At 62.1% G+C, this 20096-nt stretch carries 13 protein-coding genes and 1 tRNA gene; 6 read left to right on the top strand and 8 right to left on the bottom strand.

What is annotated here, in order from left to right; all coding sequences use genetic code 11:
* Window positions 1-107 precede the first annotated feature (107 nt).
* On the bottom strand, window positions 108-3311 hold the full coding sequence (locus tag AC0L27_RS20895; RefSeq protein WP_473320195.1) for an AAA family ATPase: 3204 nt from the start codon (window positions 3309-3311) through the stop codon (window positions 108-110).
* A 317-nt stretch (window positions 3312-3628) separates the two neighbouring features.
* Window positions 3629-3718 (bottom strand) — tRNA-Ser (locus tag AC0L27_RS20890).
* Between the two features lie 196 nt (window positions 3719-3914).
* Here AC0L27_RS20890 and AC0L27_RS20885 point away from each other — a divergent pair.
* Window positions 3915-4256, top strand: a complete 342-nt coding sequence (locus AC0L27_RS20885) for a hypothetical protein (protein WP_275172683.1) — start codon at window positions 3915-3917, stop codon at window positions 4254-4256.
* Between the two features lie 49 nt (window positions 4257-4305).
* Here AC0L27_RS20885 and AC0L27_RS20880 read toward each other — a convergent pair whose 3' ends face one another.
* The 3 genes from AC0L27_RS20880 to AC0L27_RS20870 all read right to left on the bottom strand — a co-directional run bounded on the left by AC0L27_RS20880 (window position 4306) and on the right by AC0L27_RS20870 (window position 8332).
* Window positions 4306-5769, bottom strand: a complete 1464-nt coding sequence (locus AC0L27_RS20880) for a trehalose-6-phosphate synthase (protein WP_275172682.1) — start codon at window positions 5767-5769, stop codon at window positions 4306-4308.
* Between the two features lie 238 nt (window positions 5770-6007).
* Entirely contained in the window at window positions 6008-6829 is an 822-nt protein-coding gene (gene otsB, locus AC0L27_RS20875) for a trehalose-phosphatase (protein ID WP_354210677.1), read from the bottom strand.
* 3 nt (window positions 6830-6832) lie between these two features.
* Window positions 6833-8332, bottom strand: coding sequence for an MFS transporter (locus tag AC0L27_RS20870; protein WP_275172680.1), 1500 nt, complete (start codon window positions 8330-8332; stop codon window positions 6833-6835).
* A 181-nt stretch (window positions 8333-8513) separates the two neighbouring features.
* Here AC0L27_RS20870 and AC0L27_RS20865 point away from each other — a divergent pair, with 181 nt between their 5' ends.
* Window positions 8514-8852 (top strand): DUF3175 domain-containing protein, encoded by a 339-nt coding sequence (locus AC0L27_RS20865; protein WP_354210678.1) that lies wholly within the window; start codon window positions 8514-8516, stop codon window positions 8850-8852.
* A gap of 155 nt (window positions 8853-9007) precedes the next feature.
* Here the strand turns inward: AC0L27_RS20865 and AC0L27_RS20860 are convergent, their stop codons facing one another.
* Together AC0L27_RS20860 and AC0L27_RS20855 are read right to left on the bottom strand one after the other, a co-directional pair.
* Window positions 9008-11041, bottom strand: coding sequence for a methyl-accepting chemotaxis protein (locus AC0L27_RS20860; RefSeq protein ID WP_473320190.1), 2034 nt, complete (start codon window positions 11039-11041; stop codon window positions 9008-9010).
* A gap of 302 nt (window positions 11042-11343) precedes the next feature.
* Window positions 11344-13383 (bottom strand): methyl-accepting chemotaxis protein, encoded by a 2040-nt coding sequence (locus tag AC0L27_RS20855; RefSeq protein ID WP_275172677.1) that lies wholly within the window; start codon window positions 13381-13383, stop codon window positions 11344-11346.
* 342 nt (window positions 13384-13725) lie between these two features.
* On the opposite strand from AC0L27_RS20855, the gene AC0L27_RS20850 reads away from it, so the two are divergent.
* The 4 genes from AC0L27_RS20850 (at window position 13726) to AC0L27_RS20835 (ending at window position 18758) form a co-directional block, all read left to right on the top strand.
* A complete protein-coding gene (locus AC0L27_RS20850; protein ID WP_354063331.1) occupies window positions 13726-14211 on the top strand; it encodes a (2Fe-2S)-binding protein in 486 nt (161 codons plus the stop codon).
* Between the two features lie 84 nt (window positions 14212-14295).
* A complete protein-coding gene (locus AC0L27_RS20845; RefSeq protein WP_275172675.1) occupies window positions 14296-16638 on the top strand; it encodes a xanthine dehydrogenase family protein molybdopterin-binding subunit in 2343 nt (780 codons plus the stop codon).
* Window positions 16639-16652: 14 nt separating this feature from the next.
* Entirely contained in the window at window positions 16653-17453 is an 801-nt protein-coding gene (locus tag AC0L27_RS20840) for an FAD binding domain-containing protein (RefSeq protein WP_354210679.1), read from the top strand.
* A 195-nt stretch (window positions 17454-17648) separates the two neighbouring features.
* On the top strand, window positions 17649-18758 hold the full coding sequence (locus tag AC0L27_RS20835; protein WP_473320184.1) for a CaiB/BaiF CoA transferase family protein: 1110 nt from the start codon (window positions 17649-17651) through the stop codon (window positions 18756-18758).
* Between the two features lie 196 nt (window positions 18759-18954).
* On the opposite strand, the gene hppD is transcribed toward AC0L27_RS20835, so the two are convergent.
* A complete protein-coding gene (hppD, locus tag AC0L27_RS20830; RefSeq protein WP_354210714.1) occupies window positions 18955-20070 on the bottom strand; it encodes a 4-hydroxyphenylpyruvate dioxygenase in 1116 nt (371 codons plus the stop codon).
* Window positions 20071-20096 lie beyond the last annotated feature (26 nt).

Here is a 20096-nt window from a genome sequence, read left to right as displayed (position 1 = left end):
ATAGTTGATACGACACGGTACGCCGGTCTCCCCATTTTCCGTTGCATTCTGAACTGCGGACAGAAAGTGTTGACGTTATTGCTCCCGCGATTGCTGAGGGCATCAGCTCACTTTTGCGCTAGCGCACTCAGGGCCTTTGATTCAAGGAAGCTGGCGCGCATCTCGCGGGCAGCCAAAGCAGATTTCTCGTACCATGCCAAACTGTCGTCCGCATGCGCCTGTCCGAGTTTGCGAGAACAGCTTCCTTTTACATAGTACACTGTAGGGGCAAAAAAGCGCTGCCCTGTCGACTCTAGTTCGCTTAGAGCAACGTCAATTTCTTGAATGGCTGAATCAATTTGCTCTGTCGTCAACAGCAACTCGGCAAGTGCCGCCCTAAAAAGAGGAACTCCGAGAGAAATACGGGAGTTCGCGTTGGTAATGCCCTTCCTCATGGCCTCGATGGATGAGCCCACGTTTGTAGAGGATGACGACTTCACCCAAGCCTCGAACAATCGGCAGTGGATGCCCCAGACCGCCACGTTGTTGATCTCGCAGTAGCGAGCACCTTCTTCGACGTATTTCAGCGCCGCCTCGGGCTTATCAAGTAAGTAATTCAGATAGCCCCCTGCGGCGAACGCCCACCCGAGGCTTGGAGGATGGTTTAGTTGTCTTGCATAAGCCACGTTCTGCTCAGCCAATCGCTGCGCTGTATCCAGGTGGCCGCAAACTCCATGCGCCACTGCTTCGAAACCTCTTGCAGCGACGAGACAATCGGCTCCGTAGCGCGTTGCCATTGGCGCATGCAATTCAGGCTTGTAAAGGGATGCTAGGGCCTCAAAGTTGCCGATAGCGGCAACTAGTTTGCCTTCAAAGAAGTTGAGGTAGCCCAACATACGATGAGCCTGACAGATGTGACCGTCATCGTTCATCTTGGTTGCGATCTCGTACATCTTGTCGGCAGGCTCACGAGCCAAATCAAACTTTGAGGCGAAGTGATACCCGGAAAATATGCCATAGAGCAGATCGAAGCGCTGGTCGGGCTGATCCACGAGTTCGATCAGTTCAAGCGCACGAGAGTAAGCCTTCGTCGTCTGTTCAGCAGCAGGCCCGTTGATGACGTAGGATGCCTGGCCCGCGCACAGATTGAGATCGAACTCAATGCGGCTATTCTCAGCACATGTTGCGCCCGCGCTAAGAAATTCTAAACCGTTTCGCAAGTTGTTTAGTGCCTCCAAATAGGCCGAACGCTTCAAGGCATTCTGACCGGCCCGCAGCCAGAACGTAGCGGACTTGGAAGGACTAACTGACCGCGACCAGTGCGCAGCTATTACCTCGGGCTCATTCTCGCAAAATTCAGGAAACTGAGCCGTCAGGATCTCCGCGATATGACCATGCAGGGATTTCCGCTTTGATAGCAGCAGGCTTTCGTAGGAAGCGCTTTGCACGAGCGCGTGCTTAAAAACATATGTCCCATCGAGCGGGGCACGCCGCTCGAACACCAATCCAGCAGATTCGAGGCCGTTCACTTGCTCCTTTATGGATGATACTGGCAGTCCGGTGATGGCCGCGAGATGGTCTACTCTGAATTCACGGCCCAGCGCCGCTCCGATCTGAGCGATCGACTTCGATCTCGGCAGGTTATCAAGCCGCGCGGTTAGACTGTCCTGAAGTGTAGAGGGAATGGCGAGCGGGAGGGGCGCCTCCGTCAACTCATAACTATGACCATCGTATTTCAGGAGACCACTCTCAACTAGGCCTTTCGTCAATTCCTCTACGAAGAGGGGCACGCCGTCAGTCCTGCTTGCGATCTCCGCAGTCACCCGGGTTGGCAATGATGCACCCGCAACTTTCTCGGCCAGAGCCTTAGTGTTGTCCTCGCTCATAGCTTTGAGCAAAAGATAGTTGGAGCTTGGCAACTGCTGCCAACTAGTTGGTGGCCTATATTCTAGTCGCCCGCTCACAATTACCAGCGCAGACACTTCGTTGATCGATCTAACAATCAGGTCAAGATATTCTGCAGTGGTGGGGTCGATCCAGTGAGCATCTTCGACGATGGCGAGCACAGTCGCACCCTTAGCAAGACTACGGAATTGGTCAGCAAGCGCAGAAAACGTGTGTTGACGCTTCTGAATGGGGGCGAGTTGCAATGGGCTCATATGGCCAGATGAAGGGATGGACAGGAGTTCGGCTATTAACCAGACAGCATCATCGCTGGCGTTCGTTACTCTCAGGAGCTCTCTCAGTTTATTCAGGCGGTCTACTGCATCGTCCTCCGGCAGAAAGGCAGCAGCCTCCGACAGTTGCACGATCATCGGTCTAAGAGCACTGTTTTGATAGTAGGGGGAACAGTGATACCGCATTGTGACCTGACGATCGCTGCGGATCTGATCAAGCAGTTCTTTAATTACCCGGCTCTTTCCAATGCCCGCTTCTCCCGTCAGGATGAGCGATTGGCCCTGGCCACGCTTTGCCTTAGACCATAGATCGCACAGCAACTCGATCTCGCTGGCTCGTCCCACAAGGGGTGTGGTTCGGGATGCTCGAGATTGAAAACGCGCGGGCTGCTTGAGGGAAGTAACGGCGTAGGCTCGCGGATTGTTTTCGAAGCCTTTCAGCGTTTGGGGACCAAGATCCTGCAAAGCAAATTCGTCACCAAGAAGAGCCGCAGTCGAAGAAGCAACAACAGTTTGTCCCGGCGCTGCGACAGACTGCAATCTGGCGGCCAGATTGGGTGTTTCTCCGACGACCTCATCCTTTGCGGCGCCGCCGATATCACCCAGCACTACCCATCCAGTTGCCACTCCTGCGCGAGCAAACAATGGTTTCCCATCCGGCCGACGCAACTCACTGATCGCACGGTGAACGGCGTCAGCCGCGAGGATCGCCCTTTGTGGATCGTCTTCGTGCGCTCTCGGCCACCCAAAATAGGCAAGCAGGCCGTCACCAAACGATCGCGCGACGTAACCTTCAAAAGAATTAATCTGAGAGATCGCGGCTTTTTGGAAACGCCCAATAGTATCGCTCAAATCTTCTGGATCAACCGCCGTTGCAAGAGCAGTCGAATCGACGACGTCGAGAAACAGAATTGTTAAGTGGCGGCGCTCGGAGGAGAATGATGGATAATCTCCTCCATCGTTGCGAGCGGGGAAGAACGAACGCTCTTTCGCCGCCTTGAGTAGGGTTCGTCTATGACCCAAAGCTATGACACCGATTTCCTTCAAGTCGGCGTCAGTCAATTCGCTTAGTTGGTCCAAATCTATGTGGTTCGCCTCGAATGAGGCAATATACTCGGCCAGCCCGACCGCGTTCAGCCAATCCGCGATCCTCACGTTGCTCTCCCTCTGGCAATATTTTTAGCTCAAAATGCTCCGCACTACTTTAAGTTTGATTTCGTTCCCTCTGCACAATAACAGGGTGGGAAAGCTGCGTATAGCGTGGCTTTGGCGGCGGCCAAGTTAGTTTGGTGGCGATACCAACTCCTTGATCCGAAAGGTCCATGGAGCGTCCTCTGCGAGCGACGCGCCGGCCGATTGCAGTCATAATCGGGAAGCTTGTTTTCCAGGTCGCTGGCGGTATGGGCTAGAATATGGGCTGGCGTACAGCCAGCTTCACGAAGCGTTGGAAAACAAAGACTTTTCGGCCCGTATGGCGGAGAGAGTGGGATTCGAACCCACGGTACGGTTTCCCGCACACACGCTTTCCAAGCGTGCGCCTTAAGCCACTCGGCCATCTCTCCGGAGCGCACTCTCTTGAAGGGGCGCCGATGATTTTGCAAGGGATCGCGGGGAAATCGGGTGATTTTTCCGTAAGGTGTTGTATTTTATAGATAATATCAGGCGCGGCGCCACCGCTCGGAACCGCCCGCCAACTGAACCGGTGGCGGGTTTGGCGCGACGATTCACTCAAGACCGTCAAACACGTCCGGGGGCACCATGACCATCCGCAACACCATCGCTGCGCTGAGCCTGATTTCGGCCCTTGCCGCCGCCTTCGCCGGACCGGCCGCCGCACAGGTCTGCACCCGGCAAGGGCTCGACGTCAGCTGCGACGACGGACGGCGCGGGATGCTTTCGGGAGACTCAATCCTCTGGCCGGACGGCACGCGTTCGAGCTCGACGCCGCATCAAAGCGTCATCATCGGCAACAAGAGGTCGGTGCATGTCGGGCCAGGCGTGTTCGTCGGCCAAGGCAAGGGCATGGTGCCGCTCGACGATCCGAACGCGCCGAACAAGCGGCAGTGCGCGATTCTGGAGGGCGTGTCGTATTGCTATTGAGGTTCTCGTGTTCGCCCCTGCCCTCCCCGAAAAAACGGGGAGAAGAAGACTAGATCAACCGCACACCTGATATCGCCGACTTGAGCCAGCGCAGCGCTTGCGGCGGCTGGTTGGCGAGCGGCGCGACCGCGGCCTTCTCGGTCCGGCACTTCTCCAGCTCAGCGACGAAATCCGCAGACCATTGCTGGATGGTGTGGCCGCGCAGCTTCTTCATCATCGCATCCCAGCGCATCTTGCGCTCGGTGAGCGGCATCGCGGCAGCGACCGCGATCGCGCGCGCCATGCCGTCGATGTCGTGCGGATTGACCAGCAGCGCGGCGTCGAGTTCGTTGGCCGCGCCGGCGAATTTCGACAAAACCAGCACGCCGGGATCGGCCGGGTTTTGCGCGGCGACGTATTCCTTGGCGACAAGGTTCATGCCGTCGTGCAGCGGGGTCACGACGCCGATCTGCGCGGTGCGGTAGAGACCCGCCAGCACGGCCTGGCTAAAACCCTTGTTGAGATAGCGGATCGGTGTCCAGTCGGCCTCGCCGTGGCGGCCATTGACGTCGGACACGAGCCGCGCAACCTCGTTCTGCAAATTGCCATAGGCTTCGATGGCACCGCGCGAGGGATTTGCGATCTGCAACAGCGAAATGCTGCGCGCAAATTGCGGATGATCGGTCCAGAGTCGATCGAACGCGCTGATGCGGTTGACGAGGCCCTTGGAATAATCGAGCCGGTCGACGCCGATCGCGAGCCGCTCACCGTTGAGGCTGCGGCGCAGCCGCGACACGTCCGGATGCGACGCCGATTTCGCCGCGTATTGCGCGAACTTCTCGGCGTCGATGCCGATCGGAAACACCTCGCAGCGCGTTCGGCCATGCTGCGAGATCGCAACGCCGTCTTCGACGGCGAGGCCGAGTTCGCTCGCGACATAGCCGAGAAAATTCTGGCAATCGTCATGGGTCTGGAAGCCGATCAGATCGTAGGCCAGCATCGCCGTGATCAGCTCGCGATGATTGGGCACGCCCTGCATCACCGCGGCGACCGGCCATGGCGTATGGAGGAAGAAGCCGATCGGATCGTCGACGCCGAGGTCGCGCAGCTCCGCGCCGAGCGCGAGGAAATGATAATCCTGCACCCAGAACGCGGTTTGTGCTTTCCGGAAACGCATCAAGGCGCGCGCCATGAAGGCGTTGACCTCGCGATAGCTGACGTAGTCGTCGCGCGAGACGCGGATCAGATCGCTGCGCGAATGCAGCGCCGGCCACAGAGCCGAATTGGCAAAGCCTTCGTAATAGCCTCCATAGTGCGCCGCCGGCAGATCCAACGTCGCGATCGCGCCCGAACCCAGTGCTTCGATCTCGGCGAACGGCTCCTTTTGATGACCGTCACGCACACGGCCCGAGGAACCTACCCAGATCGCGCCCGAATGTTCTACGACAGGTAACAAGGCCGCCGCGAGACCGCCCGTCATGGGCTCGTTGGGTTTGCCGCGCGCGACGCGATTCGAAACGACGACTAAGTTCACAGGTCGTCCCCTCCTGTTTCATTCCACCCCATTTAACTGCCGTTCATCAATATGGTTCCTGATCATCCTTTGCACCAATTGAAACCAAAATCGGGCGAGCGCGTTGGAACCGGTTTACCTCCAGGGAACCTGACGTTTTCGCTGCACAAACTCGGTTTCGGAACCGTCGGCGCGCAGCACGAAGCGAGCGCGCCAGGGGATTGCGCGCGCGATAATGTGGCTTCGCGATGTCGGCGCCTTATTCCAACCGTGAGTCGTCGAGCAGCCGCGCAAGGAACGCGCGCACATCGTTCGGCGCGTCGAAGTGCCCGTTGACACCCCTGGCGCGGCGACCGACCGAGAAGGCGAGCCCGTCCATGTCGGGCATGATCGCGAACACGGTTTCGTCGGTGACGTCGTCGCCGATGAAGATCGGACGGCGTCCCTTAAAAGGCTCGTGCTTCATCAACTCGCGCACCCCGGTCGCCTTGGTGAAACCGGAATGCTTGATCTCGCAAACGAACTTGCCGGGCAGCACCTCGATCGGCGCATTGGGCAGGTCGGCGCGGATCAGCGAAACGGCTTCATAGATCGCCTTCTCCGCATGCGGCGCAAGGCGGTAGTGCAGCGCCAGCGAATAGCCCTTGTCTTCGAGCAGAATGCCGGGACTGAGCTTGGCAACCGCCGCGAGCCGCCGCTTCAGCTCCTTGTCCAGCGGCGGCGCACCGATGGCATCGGCTTCATTGTCAATGGAAAGCCGCATTTCCGCGCCGTGGCCGGCGACGGCGCGAAAGACATCGGGCGCGAAGATCAGATCGATGTCATTGAGCGAACGGCCGCTGACCATCGCCAGCGCGCCCGAGGTGCGCTCCGTCAACCGGTTCAGTGTTTCCGACAGGCCTGGCGGCACCCACACCTCACGCGGCGTCGGCATCAGGTCGAGCAGCGTCCCGTCGATGTCGAGCAGGATCGCTGTTTCATTGAGATGCGGCACGAGCGCGTGAGGCACCGGCACCGCATCGGGCGCTTCATCGTCGACCATGGTGCGCTTTTGATCCAATTCAGCCAGTTCCGATTTCATAGTCTACTCCATGGAAGCAAGCGGCCGTGCGATTTCTTCGAGCGATCTGCGTTCCGCCGAGACGGCATAGCGCCACGCCACGATCGCGGCCGCGATCATCAGGAATGCCCCCAGCAGATAGCCTGCGAACACGCTCGTGCGTGATCCCGTGTCGATCAGCGCACCGAACAACGCGGGGCCGATCACGCCGCCGATGCCGGTGCCGACCGCATAGAACACGGCGATCGCGAGCGCGCGGACTTCCAAGGGAAAGGTCTCGCTGACGGTGAGATAGGCGGCGCTCGCAGCGGGCGAGGCGAAGAAGAAGATCACCATCCAGGCGATGGTCTGCCCCTGCGCGCTCAAGGCGCCGATCGAGAACAGATAGCCCGACAGCGCCAGCAACAGGCCCGACGTCCCATAGGTGAACATGATCATGGTACGGCGGCCGAGCGTATCGAACAGGCGACCGAGCAGCAGCGGACCGAGGAAGTTGCCGGCCGCGAAGGGGAGCAGATACCAGCCGACGTGATCGGCGCTGATCCCGTAAAAGTCGGTCAACACCAGCGCAAAGGTGAAGAAGATAGCGTTGTAGAAGAAAGCCTGTGCGATCATCAGCACCAGGCCGACCATCGCCCGCTGTCGATAGACCGAGAACAGCGTGTGCACGACCTCGCGGATCGGCGTGTGACTCCGCATTTTCAGGCGAATCTTGGCGAAGCGCGCCTCGCTCGTATCCTGGTCGTGTCCGATCACCGAGCGTTCGATCTCGTCGACGATGGCGTGGGCCTGGTCGGGACGCCCGTGGATCATCAGCCAGCGCGGACTCTCCGGAATCCACATCCGCATCAAGAGCACGACGAGGCCGATGGCCGCGCCGATGAGATAAGCGAGACGCCAGCCGAGATCGGGGCCGATCACCGCGGGATCGAGCAGCACGATAGCCGCCACCGCGCCCATCGCGGCACCGATCCAGAAGCTGCCGTTGATGACGAGATCGGTCCAGCCGCGATAGCGCGCGGGCACCAGTTCCTGGATGGTCGAATTGATCGCGGTATATTCGCCGCCAATGCCGGCACCTGTGAGAAAGCGAAACAGCGCGTAGCTCGCGACATCCCATGACAGAGCGGTCGCGGCCGTCGCCGAGAGATAGAGCGCCAGCGTGATGAAGAACAGCTTCTTGCGGCCGATGCGATCGGTCAGCCAGCCGAAACCGAGGGCGCCGAGCACCGCGCCCGCGAGATAGGCGGAATTGGCTATGCCGAGATCGAGATTGGAGAAATGCAGGGTGGGACTCTGCTTCAGCGCGCCGGAGAGCGCGCCGGCCAGCGTCACCTCGAGCCCATCCAGAATCCAGGTGATGCCGAGCGCGAGCACGACGCGGGTGTGAAAGCCGCTCCACGGCAGCGCGTCAAGTCGTGCGGGAATGCTGGTTTCGATGATGCGATCGGCCGCGGCCGCCTTCGCGACCGCCTTGGAGACCACAGGTCCATCGTTCGGCGCTGGGCTTCGCTGCAATTCCATCGCGTTGTTGCATCTGACCAATGGACATGGCCCCGGTTCACGTGGCGTGGACGGGGGCGATCCGATCAAGGGGGTGCGGCATTCCGCCTGCCACCTGCGACAACGTCTGCGGTTAGGGCAGGTTCCCGTGGAACGACCGTTCGCGCCGCCGGTTTTCGCCGGAGCCGCAAGGAGTTGACGCATGGCTCATGCCAGAAAGACGACACATTCTCGCAGAACAGCGGCGCGCAAGGGCACCAAACGCACCGCACCGAAGCGCTGGTCACAGCGCGTGACGAAGGAGAGCGACGCGCTCGACCTCAAACAAGGCGTGTTCAAGCTGACCAGCGCGAAGAAGATCGCGACTTCGTTGAAGCGCTCGGCCGAGCACAGCGCGCGCCGCAAAACCGGCGCTTACCGCTCAGCGCTGTCGATGCTGACGTTCTACATCAACCGCGCCGGCAAGACGCTGCCGCAGACGCAGCGCACGCGGCTGGAGCGGGCAAAGGTGGAGCTGAAGCGGGCGTTCGGGAGGGAGTGAGCGCTAGGTCGTCCTGGACAAGCGAAGCGCTGATCCAGGACCCATTACCCCAGGGAGCAGTTTGGCGATGACTCGGAGTGGGCAGTTCGCCCGACAACTCCGCCTTGGGGTCATGGGTCCTGGCTTTCGCCAGGACGACATTGGCGGGATTGCCCCTACGCCGCCCGGATATTCCCCATGAAGCGGTCGAGCTCAGCGCGCAGGCGGGTGCTTTCGGACGACAGCGTCTTGGCCGAATGCAGCACCTCTTCCGAGGCCGAGCCGGTTTCGGCTGCGCCGCGGTTGACCTGACCGATGTCGGTGGCGGCGGTCTGAGTGCCCTGTGCGACGGTCTGGACGCTGCGCGCGATTTCCTGCGTCGCCGCGCCTTGCTGCTCTACTGCGCTCGCAATCGATGTCGAGATCGACGAGATCTGGCCGATGGTCGCGCCGATCTCCTTGATCGCCGCAACCGACTCGGCGGTGGCGCCCTGCATGCCCGTGATGTGCGAGGAGATCTCGTCGGTGGCCTTCGCGGTCTGGCTCGCAAGCGACTTCACTTCGCTGGCGACCACTGCAAAGCCGCGGCCGGCTTCGCCGGCGCGTGCCGCCTCGATGGTCGCGTTGAGCGCCAGAAGATTGGTCTGCTCGGCGATCGCGGTGATGAGCTTGACGACTTCGCCGATCTGCTGGGCGGCATGCGAGAGCTTGCCAATGCGATTATCGGTCTCCTTTGCCTGCACCACGGCAGCTTCGGCAATGCGGCTGGAATCGCGCACCTGACGGCCGATCTCCTCGACCGAGGCTGAAAGCTCTTCGGTCGCGGTTGCGACCGACTGCATGTTGCTGGAGGCCTGCTCGGAGACGTCGGCGACCTGGCTCGACAGGCTCTGCGTGGTCTCGGCGGTGCGGGTCAGCGTCGAGGCCGCCGATTCCAGCTGCACGGCGGAAGCCGAGACGTTGGAGACGATGGCGCCAACCGCGCTCTCGAAATCGTCGGCGAAGCGGATCAGTTCGGAGCGGCGAGCAGCGCTCGCTTCTTTATTCTGGGCTTCGTTGGCCGCGGCGTCGCGCTCGGCCTTGGCCACGGCCTGGACCTTGAATTCTTCGACGGCGCCGGCCATCTCGCCGATCTCGTCCTTGCGGCCCAGGCCCGGCAGCACGACGTCGAAATTGCCCGAGGCAAGCTCGCGCATCGCCTTGCACATCGCGATCATCGGACGTGAAATGCCATTGCCCAGCATCCAGGCCAACGCGGCACCAATGGCGAGGCCGCCGAGCGCCATCATCAGCATCGTCCGCTCGGTGTCGCCAATGGTGGCATTGGCGCTCACTTCGATGCGCTGCTGATCCGCCGTCAGCTCCGACCGCAGCTCACCCGAGAGCTTGAGAATGGACGCGGCCGTCTTGGTCATCTCGCCGTTCAGCTTGACGATGACCTTCACGTTCTCGGTCAGCTTTGAAAAGGAGGTGCGGTACTGCTTGAGGAGATTGCTGATCTCGGTAACGCGGTCGGTGATCTTCTGGTCGTTGGCATAGATCGAGACCAGCAAGGTCTCCAGGAATTTGATGCGGGCGATCACGCCGTCGGCGGTCTTCGGCTCCGGCTTGGCGACGAAGGCGCTGACCGAGGTGGAGACCGCCAGATATTGCGATGTGATGTCCTTGGCCGTGCTCTGAACCGAATTCAGGCCCGCCAGTGCCGCGGTATCGGCGAGGTCGTCGAACTTGAACCGGATCTTGTTGCCGACGCTGTTGAGCTCATCGGTCGCGATCTTGCCGTTCTCGCGCGTCAAACCGATGATCTCGCCGAACACCTTGGTAAAGCTCTTGAAGTCGGCCTCGAGCTTGCCGACCTGCTCGCGGCGCGCCGCGCCCGTGGTGGCCGCCGCCGACTTGGCGATCGCGGCCCTCAAATTCTCTTCGGCTGCTTTGGCAGCGGTCTCATCATCGGCCGCGCCGGTCAGCGTGTAGGCCCGCGCCAGCCCCTGGTAAGCGATCAGCTCGCGATCGACCGTCCGCGCAAGGTCCGCTTCGGCGACGCTAGTGCGGTAGGAGGCCACGGCGGCCTGAATCCGCTCGAAGCCGAAATACGCGAAAGCCATGCTGATGGCGAGGATGGCGAGCACCGCCACGAAGCCGAGGATGATTTTTGCGCGAAAACGCAAGGTGAGCAGCTTCGATGTGGTCGGCTTCGACTTGACGGGCATTCCCCCACCCCATTCCATTCGCGGAAAAACCAGGCGCAGCCCGGAAGCAGCCCGCTTCCTGACGCGTGAGCACGGTAAATGGCAAAGGATAAGCGGCGGTAAATTTGTGGCGCCGCAACCGACGGTTAGGTGACGCAGGGTCTGGTCGTCCTGGACAAGCGAAGCGCTGATCCAGGACCTGTTACCCCGGGGAGCAGTTTGGCGATGACTCGGAGTTAGCAGTGCGCCCGACAACTCCGCCTTGGGGTCATGGGTCCTGGCTTTCGCCAGGACGACGGCGGAGTGCGTGACGCGCTTCGAGCTTACGCTGCCCGGATATTCCCCATGAAGCGGTCGAGTTCGGCGCGCAGGCGGGTGCTTTCGGACGACAGTGTCTTGGCCGAGTGCAGCACCTCTTCCGAGGCCGAGCCAGTTTCGGCAGCGCCGCGGTTGACCTGACCGATGTCGGTGGCGGCGGTCTGAGTACCCTGTGCGACGGTCTGGACACTGCGTGCGATTTCCTGCGTCGCCGCGCCTTGCTGCTCCACCGCGCTCGCAATCGATGTCGAGATCGACGATATCTGGCCGATGGTCGCGCCGATCTCCTTGATCGCCGCAACCGACTCGGCGGTGGCGCCCTGCATGCCCGTGATGTGCGAGGAGATCTCGTCGGTGGCCTTCGCGGTCTGGCTCGCAAGCGACTTCACTTCGCTGGCGACCACTGCAAAGCCGCGGCCGGCTTCGCCGGCGCGTGCCGCCTCGATGGTCGCGTTGAGCGCCAGAAGATTGGTCTGCTCGGCGATCGCGGTGATGAGCTTGACGACTTCGCCGATCTGCTGGGCGGCATGCGAGAGCTTGCCAATGCGATTATCGGTCTCCTTTGCCTGCACCACGGCAGCTTCGGCAATGCGGCTGGAATCGCGCACCTGACGGCCGATCTCCTCGACCGAGGCTGAAAGCTCTTCGGTCGCGGTTGCGACCGACTGCATGTTGCTGGAGGCCTGCTCGGAGACGTCGGCGACCTGGCTCGACAGGCTCTGCGTGGTCTCGGCGGTGCGGGTCAGCGTCGAGGCCGCCGATTCCAGCTGCACGGCGGAAGCCGAGACGTTGGAGACGATGGCGCCAACCGCGCTCTCGAAATCGTCGGCGAAGCGGATCAGTTCGGAGCGGCGAGCAGCGCTCGCTTCTTTATTCTGGGCTTCGTTGGCCGCGGCGTCGCGCTCGGCCTTGGCCACGGCCTGGACCTTGAATTCTTCGACGGCGCCGGCCATCTCGCCGATCTCGTCCTTGCGGCCCAGGCCCGGCAGCACGACGTCGAAATTGCCCGAGGCAAGCTCGCGCATCGCCTTGCACATCGCGATCATCGGACGTGAAATGCCGGTGCCGAGCAGGAAGGCGAGGACCGCGCCGAGCAGCGTGCCGCCGACGGCCAGCATCAGCACCAGTTGCTCGGTCTTCCCGATGGTCGCTTCCGATTCGGACTCCAACCGCTGCTGTTCGGCAACGAGGTCCGCCTTCATGGCGGTGGCGCCCTGAAGGATCGCGCCGGCCGAGCCGCTCATCTCGGTGACGAGAGCATCGACCATCTTGGCGTTGGCGATCAGCTTCTCCAGCGATTCCCGATAGGCACCGAGCAATTCCTTGGCGTCCTTCAGGCCGGCGACGATCTTGTCGTCCATGGAATAGACCGCGTTGAGCGAGTTCTCGACGAATTTCAGCCGCGCCAGCGCGCTGGTCGCGATCGCCTGGTCGGATGTCAGCACGAAATTGGTCGCGGCCGCGTTCGCGGTCTGGAATTGAGCATTGACCTGCTTGGTCCCGAACTCGATCGCCTGCGCCTCGGAATCGGAGGCGTTGTTACCGATGTCGTCGAGCTTGTATTTCAGGAGGTTGGCGTTGCGCGTGAGCTGGTTCTGCACCAGCAGCGCGCTGTCACGCTTGGCCTGGAGGACCTTTGCGAAGGTCGCGGAGAAGTTGGAAAACTCCTTGCCGAGCTTGCCCAGGCTCTCCTGGCCTGCCGGCTTCTTGGCGCTCTTGACGGCTTGGTCGATGGCGCTCTTCAGGCCGGTCTCCGCGTCCAGCGCCGCCTTGGCGTCGTCCTCCTTGCCGGTGACGACGAAATATTTGACGGCCGAGCGATAGGCGAGCAGCTCCCGGTCGATGTTGCGGGCGAGATCGGCCTCGGTGACGCTGCTGCGGTAGGACCCGACCCCGGACGAGACCCGTTCGAAGCCAAAATAGGAGAAGGCCATGCTGCCGGCGGAGATCACCAGCACGGCGGCAAAGCCCAGAATGATCTTGGCGCGGAACCTGAGGGTCGGCATTATTGTGCGCTTCGAGGACGACGCGATACGCCCGGACATTCCCACCCCCATTTTCATTCAGCCGAGATCCGGTGGCGCCCCGCCCCCTGACCTGACTGCGCAAAACTAAGGCAGAATCGATAAGGGGCGGTAAATTCGGTGCGCCCACAGCATTTCCGGCTCTATCGGCCAAGGCGGACCCCTTAGACATATAGAGGCTGGCATCCCAGCTGCGGCCCGCCGCCGCGCCCGATCCGGTCGACTCGGCCTCCTCAATCAGTGCTGGCCATTCTGAATCAATGACTTTTCCATGACGCAGGCGACCAAAATCGTAGTTGCAAAGTTCCGGGTCGCTGTCTCTAATTAGAAACAATCAAAATCGATCCCGGGAGGAGTTCAACCGTGTCTACAGTCAAACTGACCGTGAACGGCAAGGCTGTTGCCGTTGACGTCGAGGACCGCACGCTGCTCGTTCAGCTGCTGCGCGACCACCTCAACCTCACCGGAACCCATGTCGGCTGCGACACCAGCCAGTGCGGCGCCTGCGTCATCCATATGGACGGCAAGGCGATCAAATCCTGCACCATGCTGGCGGGACAGGCCGACGGCTCCAGCATCACCACGATCGAAGGCATCGCCAAGGGCGACGAGCTGCACCCGATGCAGGCCGCCTTCCGCGACAATCACGGCCTGCAATGCGGCTATTGCACGCCGGGCATGATCATGTCGGCGATCGACATCGTGCACCGCTATGGTGGCCAGCTCGACGAGGCCACCGTCCGGCACGAGCTCGAAGGCAATATCTGCCGCTGCACCGGCTACCACAACATCGTCAAAGCCGTGCTGGATGCGGCAGGCCGCATGAAGGTCTCGCAGGCGGCCGAGTAAGCGGCCCGCCTCGAAATAAGAACCATCGCCGCCGCTTTCGAGGGAAAGCGCGGTCAAGACAAATTCCGGTCGGGAGGACCAGACATGGGTGTTGAAGGCATTGGCGCGAGCGTCGTGCGCAAGGAAGACAAGCGTTTCATTACCGGCAAGGGCCGCTACGTCGACGACATCAAGTTGCAGGGCATGACCCATGCCCATTTCATCCGCAGCCCGCACGCGCATGCCAAGGTGAAGGGAATCGATTCCTCCGCCGCGCTGAAGATGCCAGGCGTGGTCGCGGTGCTCACGGGACAGGAGATCGTCGACGACAAGGTCGGCAATCTCATCTGCGGCTGGGCCATCACCTCCAAGGACGGCAGCCCGATGAAGATGGGCGCATGGCCGGCGATGGCGCCGGAGACGGTGCGCTTCGTCGGTCAGGCCGTCGCAGTCGTGATCGCCGAGAGCAAAAATCTCGCACGCGACGCGGCCGAAGCCGTGGTCGTGAACTACGAAGAGCTGCCCGCGGTCGCCGATGTCCACGCCGCGATCAAGTCCGGCGCGCCGCAGCTGCATCCCGAAGCTCCCGGCAACCAAGTTTATGACTGGGTGATCGGCGACGAGGGCGCCACCGATGCCGCCTTCGCCAAGGCCGCCAACGTGGTGAAGCTCGACGTTACCAACAACCGTCTTGCGCCGAACGCGATGGAACCCCGCGCCGCGATTGCCGATTACGATGCGGCGGAAGAGCATTTCACGCTCTACACGACGTCGCAGAACCCGCACGTCGCCCGCCTGGTGCTGTCGGCGTTCTACAACATCGCACCCGAGCACAAGCTGCGCGTGATCGCGCCCGACGTCGGCGGCGGCTTCGGCTCGAAAATCTTCATCTATCCCGAAGAGATGGTGGCGCTGTGGGCCTCAAAGAAAGTCGGCCGTCCCGTCAAATGGACCGGCGACCGCACCGAAGCCTTCCTCACCGATGCGCATGGCCGCGACCACGTCACCCATGCCGAGATGGCGTTCGACGCCAACAACAAGATCACCGGCTTGAAGGTGAAGACCTACGCCAATTTCGGCGCCTACATGTCGCTGTTCTCGTCGTCGGTGCCGACCTATCTCTACGCGACGCTGCTGTCGGGCCAGTACAACATCCCGGCGATCCATGCCGAGGTGGTCGGGGTCTACACCAACACCACGCCGGTCGACGCCTATCGCGGCGCTGGCCGCCCCGAAGCGAGCTATCTGATCGAACGTCTGATGGAGACGGCTGCGCGGCAGTTGAAGGTCGATCCGGCCGCGTTGCGCCGGACCAACTTCATCACCCAGTTCCCGCACCAGACGCCCGTGATCATGGCCTATGACACCGGCGACTTTAACGCCTCGCTCGACGCCGCGATGAAGGCGATCGACTACGCTGGCTTTGCCGGGCGCAAGGCCAAGGCGAAAGCCGACGGCAAGCTGCGCGGCATCGGCGTGTCCTGCTACATCGAGGCCTGCGGCATCGCGCCGTCGAAGGCCGTCGGCAGCCTGGGCGCCGGCGTCGGTCTTTGGGAGTCCGCCGAAGTCCGCGTCAACCCGGTCGGCACCATCGAGGTCCTGACGGGATCGCACAGCCACGGCCAGGGTCACGAGACCACGTTCTGCCAGCTCGTCGCGGAACGCCTCGGCGTTCCCATCAGCCAGGTCTCGATCGTCCATGGCGACACCGACAAGGTGCAGTTCGGCATGGGCACCTACGGCTCGCGCTCCGCGGCCGTCGGCCTCACCGCGATCCTGAAGGCGATGGAGAAGATGGAATCCAAGGCCAAGAAGATCGCCGCCCATGCGCTGGAAGCCTCGGAAGGCGACATCGTCATCGAGAACGGCGAGTTCAAGGTGGCCGGGACCGACAAGGCGATCGCCTTCCCGATGGTCGCGCTCGCGGCCTACACCGCGCACAATCTGCCTGACGGGATGGAGCCGGGTCTGAAGGAGAGCGCTTTCTATGACCCGACCAACTTCACCTTCCCGGCCGGCACCTATATCTGCGAGCTCGAGGTCGATCCCGGCACGGGCAAGACCTCCTTCGTCAACTTCGTCGCGGCCGACGATTTCGGCCGGCTGATCAACCCGATGATCGTCGAGGGCCAGGTCCATGGCGGTCTTGTGCAAGGCATCGGACAAGCGTTGCTCGAGCACGCGATCTACGACGCCAGCGGGCAGCCGGTCACGGCCTCGTTCATGGACTACGCCATGCCGCGCGCCGACGACGTTCCCTCGTTCAACCTCTCCCACACCACGACGCTGTGCCCGGGCAATCCGCTCGGCATCAAGGGTTGCGGTGAGGCCGGCGCGATCGGGGCGTCAGCGGCCGTGATCAACGCGATCACGGACGCGATCGGCAAGAACAATCTGGAAATGCCCGCAACGCCTGACAGGGTGTGGCGCACCATCCACGCGGCTTAAGGAGAGGAACGAAGATGTACCAGACCATTTATCATCGCGCGTCCTCGGTTGACGAAGCCGTCGCCCTGTTCTCCAAGAGCAGCGAAGCAAAGTTCCTCGCCGGCGGCCAGACGCTGCTGCCGGTGATGAAGCAACGCCTCGCCAGCCCCTCCGATGTGATCGACCTCGGCAAGATCAAGGAGCTGCAGGGTGTCGAACTCTCGGGCGACGTGTTGACCATCAAGGCCGGCACGACCTATTTCGACATCATGCAGAATGCCGATGTGAAGAAGGCGATTCCTGCAATCGCCTATCTCACCTCGGTGCTCGGCGACCCCGCCGTGCGCTATCGCGGCACGATCGGCGGCTCGATCGCCAACAACGATCCCGCGGCGGATTTTCCCGCCGCGCTGCTCGCGCTCGGTGCCACCGTGAAGACCAACAAGCGGTCGATTACGGCGGATGACTTCTTCCAGGGCATGTTCACGACGGCGCTGGAAGACGGCGAGCTCATCACCACCGTGTCGTTCCCGGTTCCGGCGAAGGCAGGCTATGAAAAGATGCGCCACCCTGCGTCTCGCTTCGCGCTGACCGGCGTGTTCGTTGCGCAGACGAAGTCGGGCGAGATTCGGGTGGCCGCCACCGGCGCCTCGCAAAGCGGCGTGATGCGGGTCCCTGCCATCGAGGCGGCGCTGAAGGCGAACTGGTCACCGTCGGCGATCGACAGCGTGAGCATTTCGGCGAGCAATCTGCTGGCCGACATCCACGGCACGGCGGAGTACCGCGCCAACCTCATCAAGGTGATGGCGCAGCGCGCGGTGGCTGCCGCACGCTGATAGCGCCTCGACGCAAATTTTCCGCGGCGCGCACTTCGGTGCGCGCCGTTTTTATTTGGCCGTGCGGATGAAAGCGCTTGCCTCACTGGCGTGAAGGCGAGAAAAGTTAATCAGCCAATTAACTCGCCCACAGAGGAATGTCCGAGGCGATTGCCGAACAATCGGCATCCGCCCACGACCCGAGGAAACAACAAATTGCTCGACAAATCAGCCCCCACCTCCTCCGTTCGCGCCTCCGGCCCGCTCGCAGGCTTCCGCATCGTCGAATTCGCCGGCATTGGACCGGGCCCGTTCGCCTGCATGATGCTGGCCGACATGGGTGCTGAAATCGTCACGCTCGATCGGGTCGGCGCCAGGAAGAACATGAAGTCGGTCGCGGGCCGCGGCCGCAAGGTGATCGAGCTCGATCTCAAGGACAAGGCGGCGATCGCAGAGGTGCTCGATCTGCTTGCGAATGCCGACGCGCTGGTCGAGGGTTTCCGTCCCGGCGTGATGGAGCGGCTCGGCCTCGGCCCTGACGTGGTGCTCGCGCGCAATCCAAAGCTGGTCTACGGCCGCATGACCGGCTGGGGCCAGCAAGGCCCGCTCGCCAATGCCGCCGGCCACGACATCAACTACATCTCCATCACCGGCGCGCTTGCCGCGATCGGCACGAAGGAAGCGCCGGTGCCGCCGCTCAATTTGGTCGGCGATTTCGGCGGCGGCGCGCTCTACCTCGTCGTCGGCGTGCTTGCGGCGCTGCTGGAGGCCTCGCGGTCAGGCAAGGGTCAGGTCATCGATGCCGCGATGTGCGACGGCGCGGCATCGCTGATGTCGTTCTTCTTCGACATGACCACGCTCGGTCGCTGGACCGAAGGCCGCAATGAAAATTTCCTTGACGGCGGCGCGCATTTCTACGGCGTCTACGAATGCGCCTGCGGCCATTTCGTCTCGATCGGCTCGATCGAGCCGCAGTTCTACGCGCTGCTGCGCGAGCACGCCGGCCTGACCGACGCCGATTTCGATGCGCAGATGGACCGCAACGCATGGCCCGCGCTGAAGGAAAAACTGAAGACGGTGTTCAAGAGCAAGACGCGCGAGGACTGGTGCAAGATCATGGAAGGCACCGACATCTGCTTCGCGCCGGTGCTGACCATGTCGGAAGCGACCGAGCATCCGCACATGGTCGCCCGCAACGTCTTCGTCGAGCGCCACGGCGTGAAGCAGCCGGCGCCGGCGCCGCGCTTTTCGCGGACGCCATCGGCGGTGCGCGAGCCGGAAGCGGCGGAGATCGGGGCGGTGACGAAGGCGTGGGCGGAGCGTTAGGAGCTGCAAGATCTCCGCTGCCGCACCACACTCCGGGTCGTCCCGGCGAAGGCCGGGACCCATAGCCGCGACATTTGGTTTGGCGAAGACTCGGGGTTACCGCCTGCGTGCAACAGCCACTCCCTGGGGGTATGGGTCCCGGCCTTCGCCGGGACGACAGCTGTTTTGACGCGGCAGTCTGCCAAAAAGCCGCGGCCTACGCCGCATCCACCTTCAGCACCCCGCGCCGGATCTGATCCTCCTCGATCGATTCGAACAGCGCCTTGAAATTGCCTTCGCCGAAACCGTCGTCGCCCTTGCGCTGGATGAACTCGAAGAAGATCGGGCCGATCGCGTTGGCCGAGAAGATCTGCAGCAGCACCTTGGTCTGGCCGCCGTCGACCACGCCTTCGCCGTCGATCAGAATGCCGTTGGCCTGAAGTCGCGCGACGTCCTCGCCATGCTTGGGTAGGCGCGCGTCGATCCGTTCGAAATAGGTCTCGGGCGGCGCCGGCATGAAGGGCAGGCCGGCTTCGCGCAGGCCCTCGATAGTGCGGTAGATATCGCGGCAACCACAGGCGATGTGCTGGATGCCTTCGCCGCGATAGATATTGAGATATTCCTCGATCTGGCCGGAATCGCCGGCGTCCTCGTTGATGGGAATCCGGATCTTGCCATCGGGGCTCGTCAGCGCGCGCGAGAACAGGCCTGAGGCGCGGCCCTCGATGTCGAAGAAGCGGATCTGGCGGAAGTTGAAGAGCTTCTCGTAGAAGCCGGTCCAGACGTCCATGCGGCCGCGGTGGACGTTGTGGGTGAGGTGATCGAGATAGAACAGGCCGGCGCCGGCAGGCCGTGGATCGCGCGCACCCAGCCATTCGAACTCGCCGTCATAGGCCGACCCCTTGGCGCCGTAGCGATCGACGAAATAGAGCAGGCTGCCGCCGATGCCCTTGATCGCGGGGACGTCGAGCGTCTTCTGCGCGGATGACACATCGGCAGGTTCGGCGCCGAGCGATATCGCGCGGTCATAGGCCATCTTCGCATCGACGACGCGAAACGCCATCGACGGCGCACAGGGGCCGTGCGCGGCGACGAAATCGTGACCGTGCGTGCCGGGCTCCTCGTTGACGAGGTAATTGATGTCGCCCTGGCGATAGACCGTGATCTTCTTCGTTCTATGGCGCGCGACGGGCGCATAGCCCATCAGCTTGAACACGGCGTGCAGCTGTTCCGGATCGGGATGCGCATATTCGACGAACTCGAACCCGTCGGTGCCCATCGGATTGTCGGCGCTGATCGTGGCCGGCGGTGCATCGTGCGGAAACGGACCCATGGTGCTCTCCCAAATTGCGGCTGCCA

It is taken from the genome of Bradyrhizobium sp. Ken51, assembly GCF_055807435.1.
This window is presented reverse-complemented; position numbering and strand designations above follow the sequence as displayed.

Bases quoted from the DNA above. Each gene is read 5' to 3' on its own strand.
- AC0L27_RS20885 (WP_275172683.1), top strand. From the start codon at position 3,915: ATGACCATCCGCAACACCATCGCTGCGCTGAGCCTGATTTCGGCCCTT.
- otsB (WP_354210677.1), bottom strand. From the start codon at position 6,829: ATGAAATCGGAACTGGCTGAATTGGATCAAAAGCGCACCATGGTCGAC.
- AC0L27_RS20870 (WP_275172680.1), bottom strand. From the start codon at position 8,332: ATGGAATTGCAGCGAAGCCCAGCGCCGAACGATGGACCTGTGGTCTCC.
- AC0L27_RS20865 (WP_354210678.1), top strand. From the start codon at position 8,514: ATGGCTCATGCCAGAAAGACGACACATTCTCGCAGAACAGCGGCGCGC.
- AC0L27_RS20860 (WP_473320190.1), bottom strand. From the start codon at position 11,041: ATGCCCGTCAAGTCGAAGCCGACCACATCGAAGCTGCTCACCTTGCGT.
- AC0L27_RS20855 (WP_275172677.1), bottom strand. From the start codon at position 13,383: ATGTCCGGGCGTATCGCGTCGTCCTCGAAGCGCACAATAATGCCGACC.
- AC0L27_RS20845 (WP_275172675.1), top strand. From the start codon at position 14,296: ATGGGTGTTGAAGGCATTGGCGCGAGCGTCGTGCGCAAGGAAGACAAG.
- AC0L27_RS20840 (WP_354210679.1), top strand. From the start codon at position 16,653: ATGTACCAGACCATTTATCATCGCGCGTCCTCGGTTGACGAAGCCGTC.
- hppD (WP_354210714.1), bottom strand. From the start codon at position 20,070: ATGGGTCCGTTTCCGCACGATGCACCGCCGGCCACGATCAGCGCCGAC.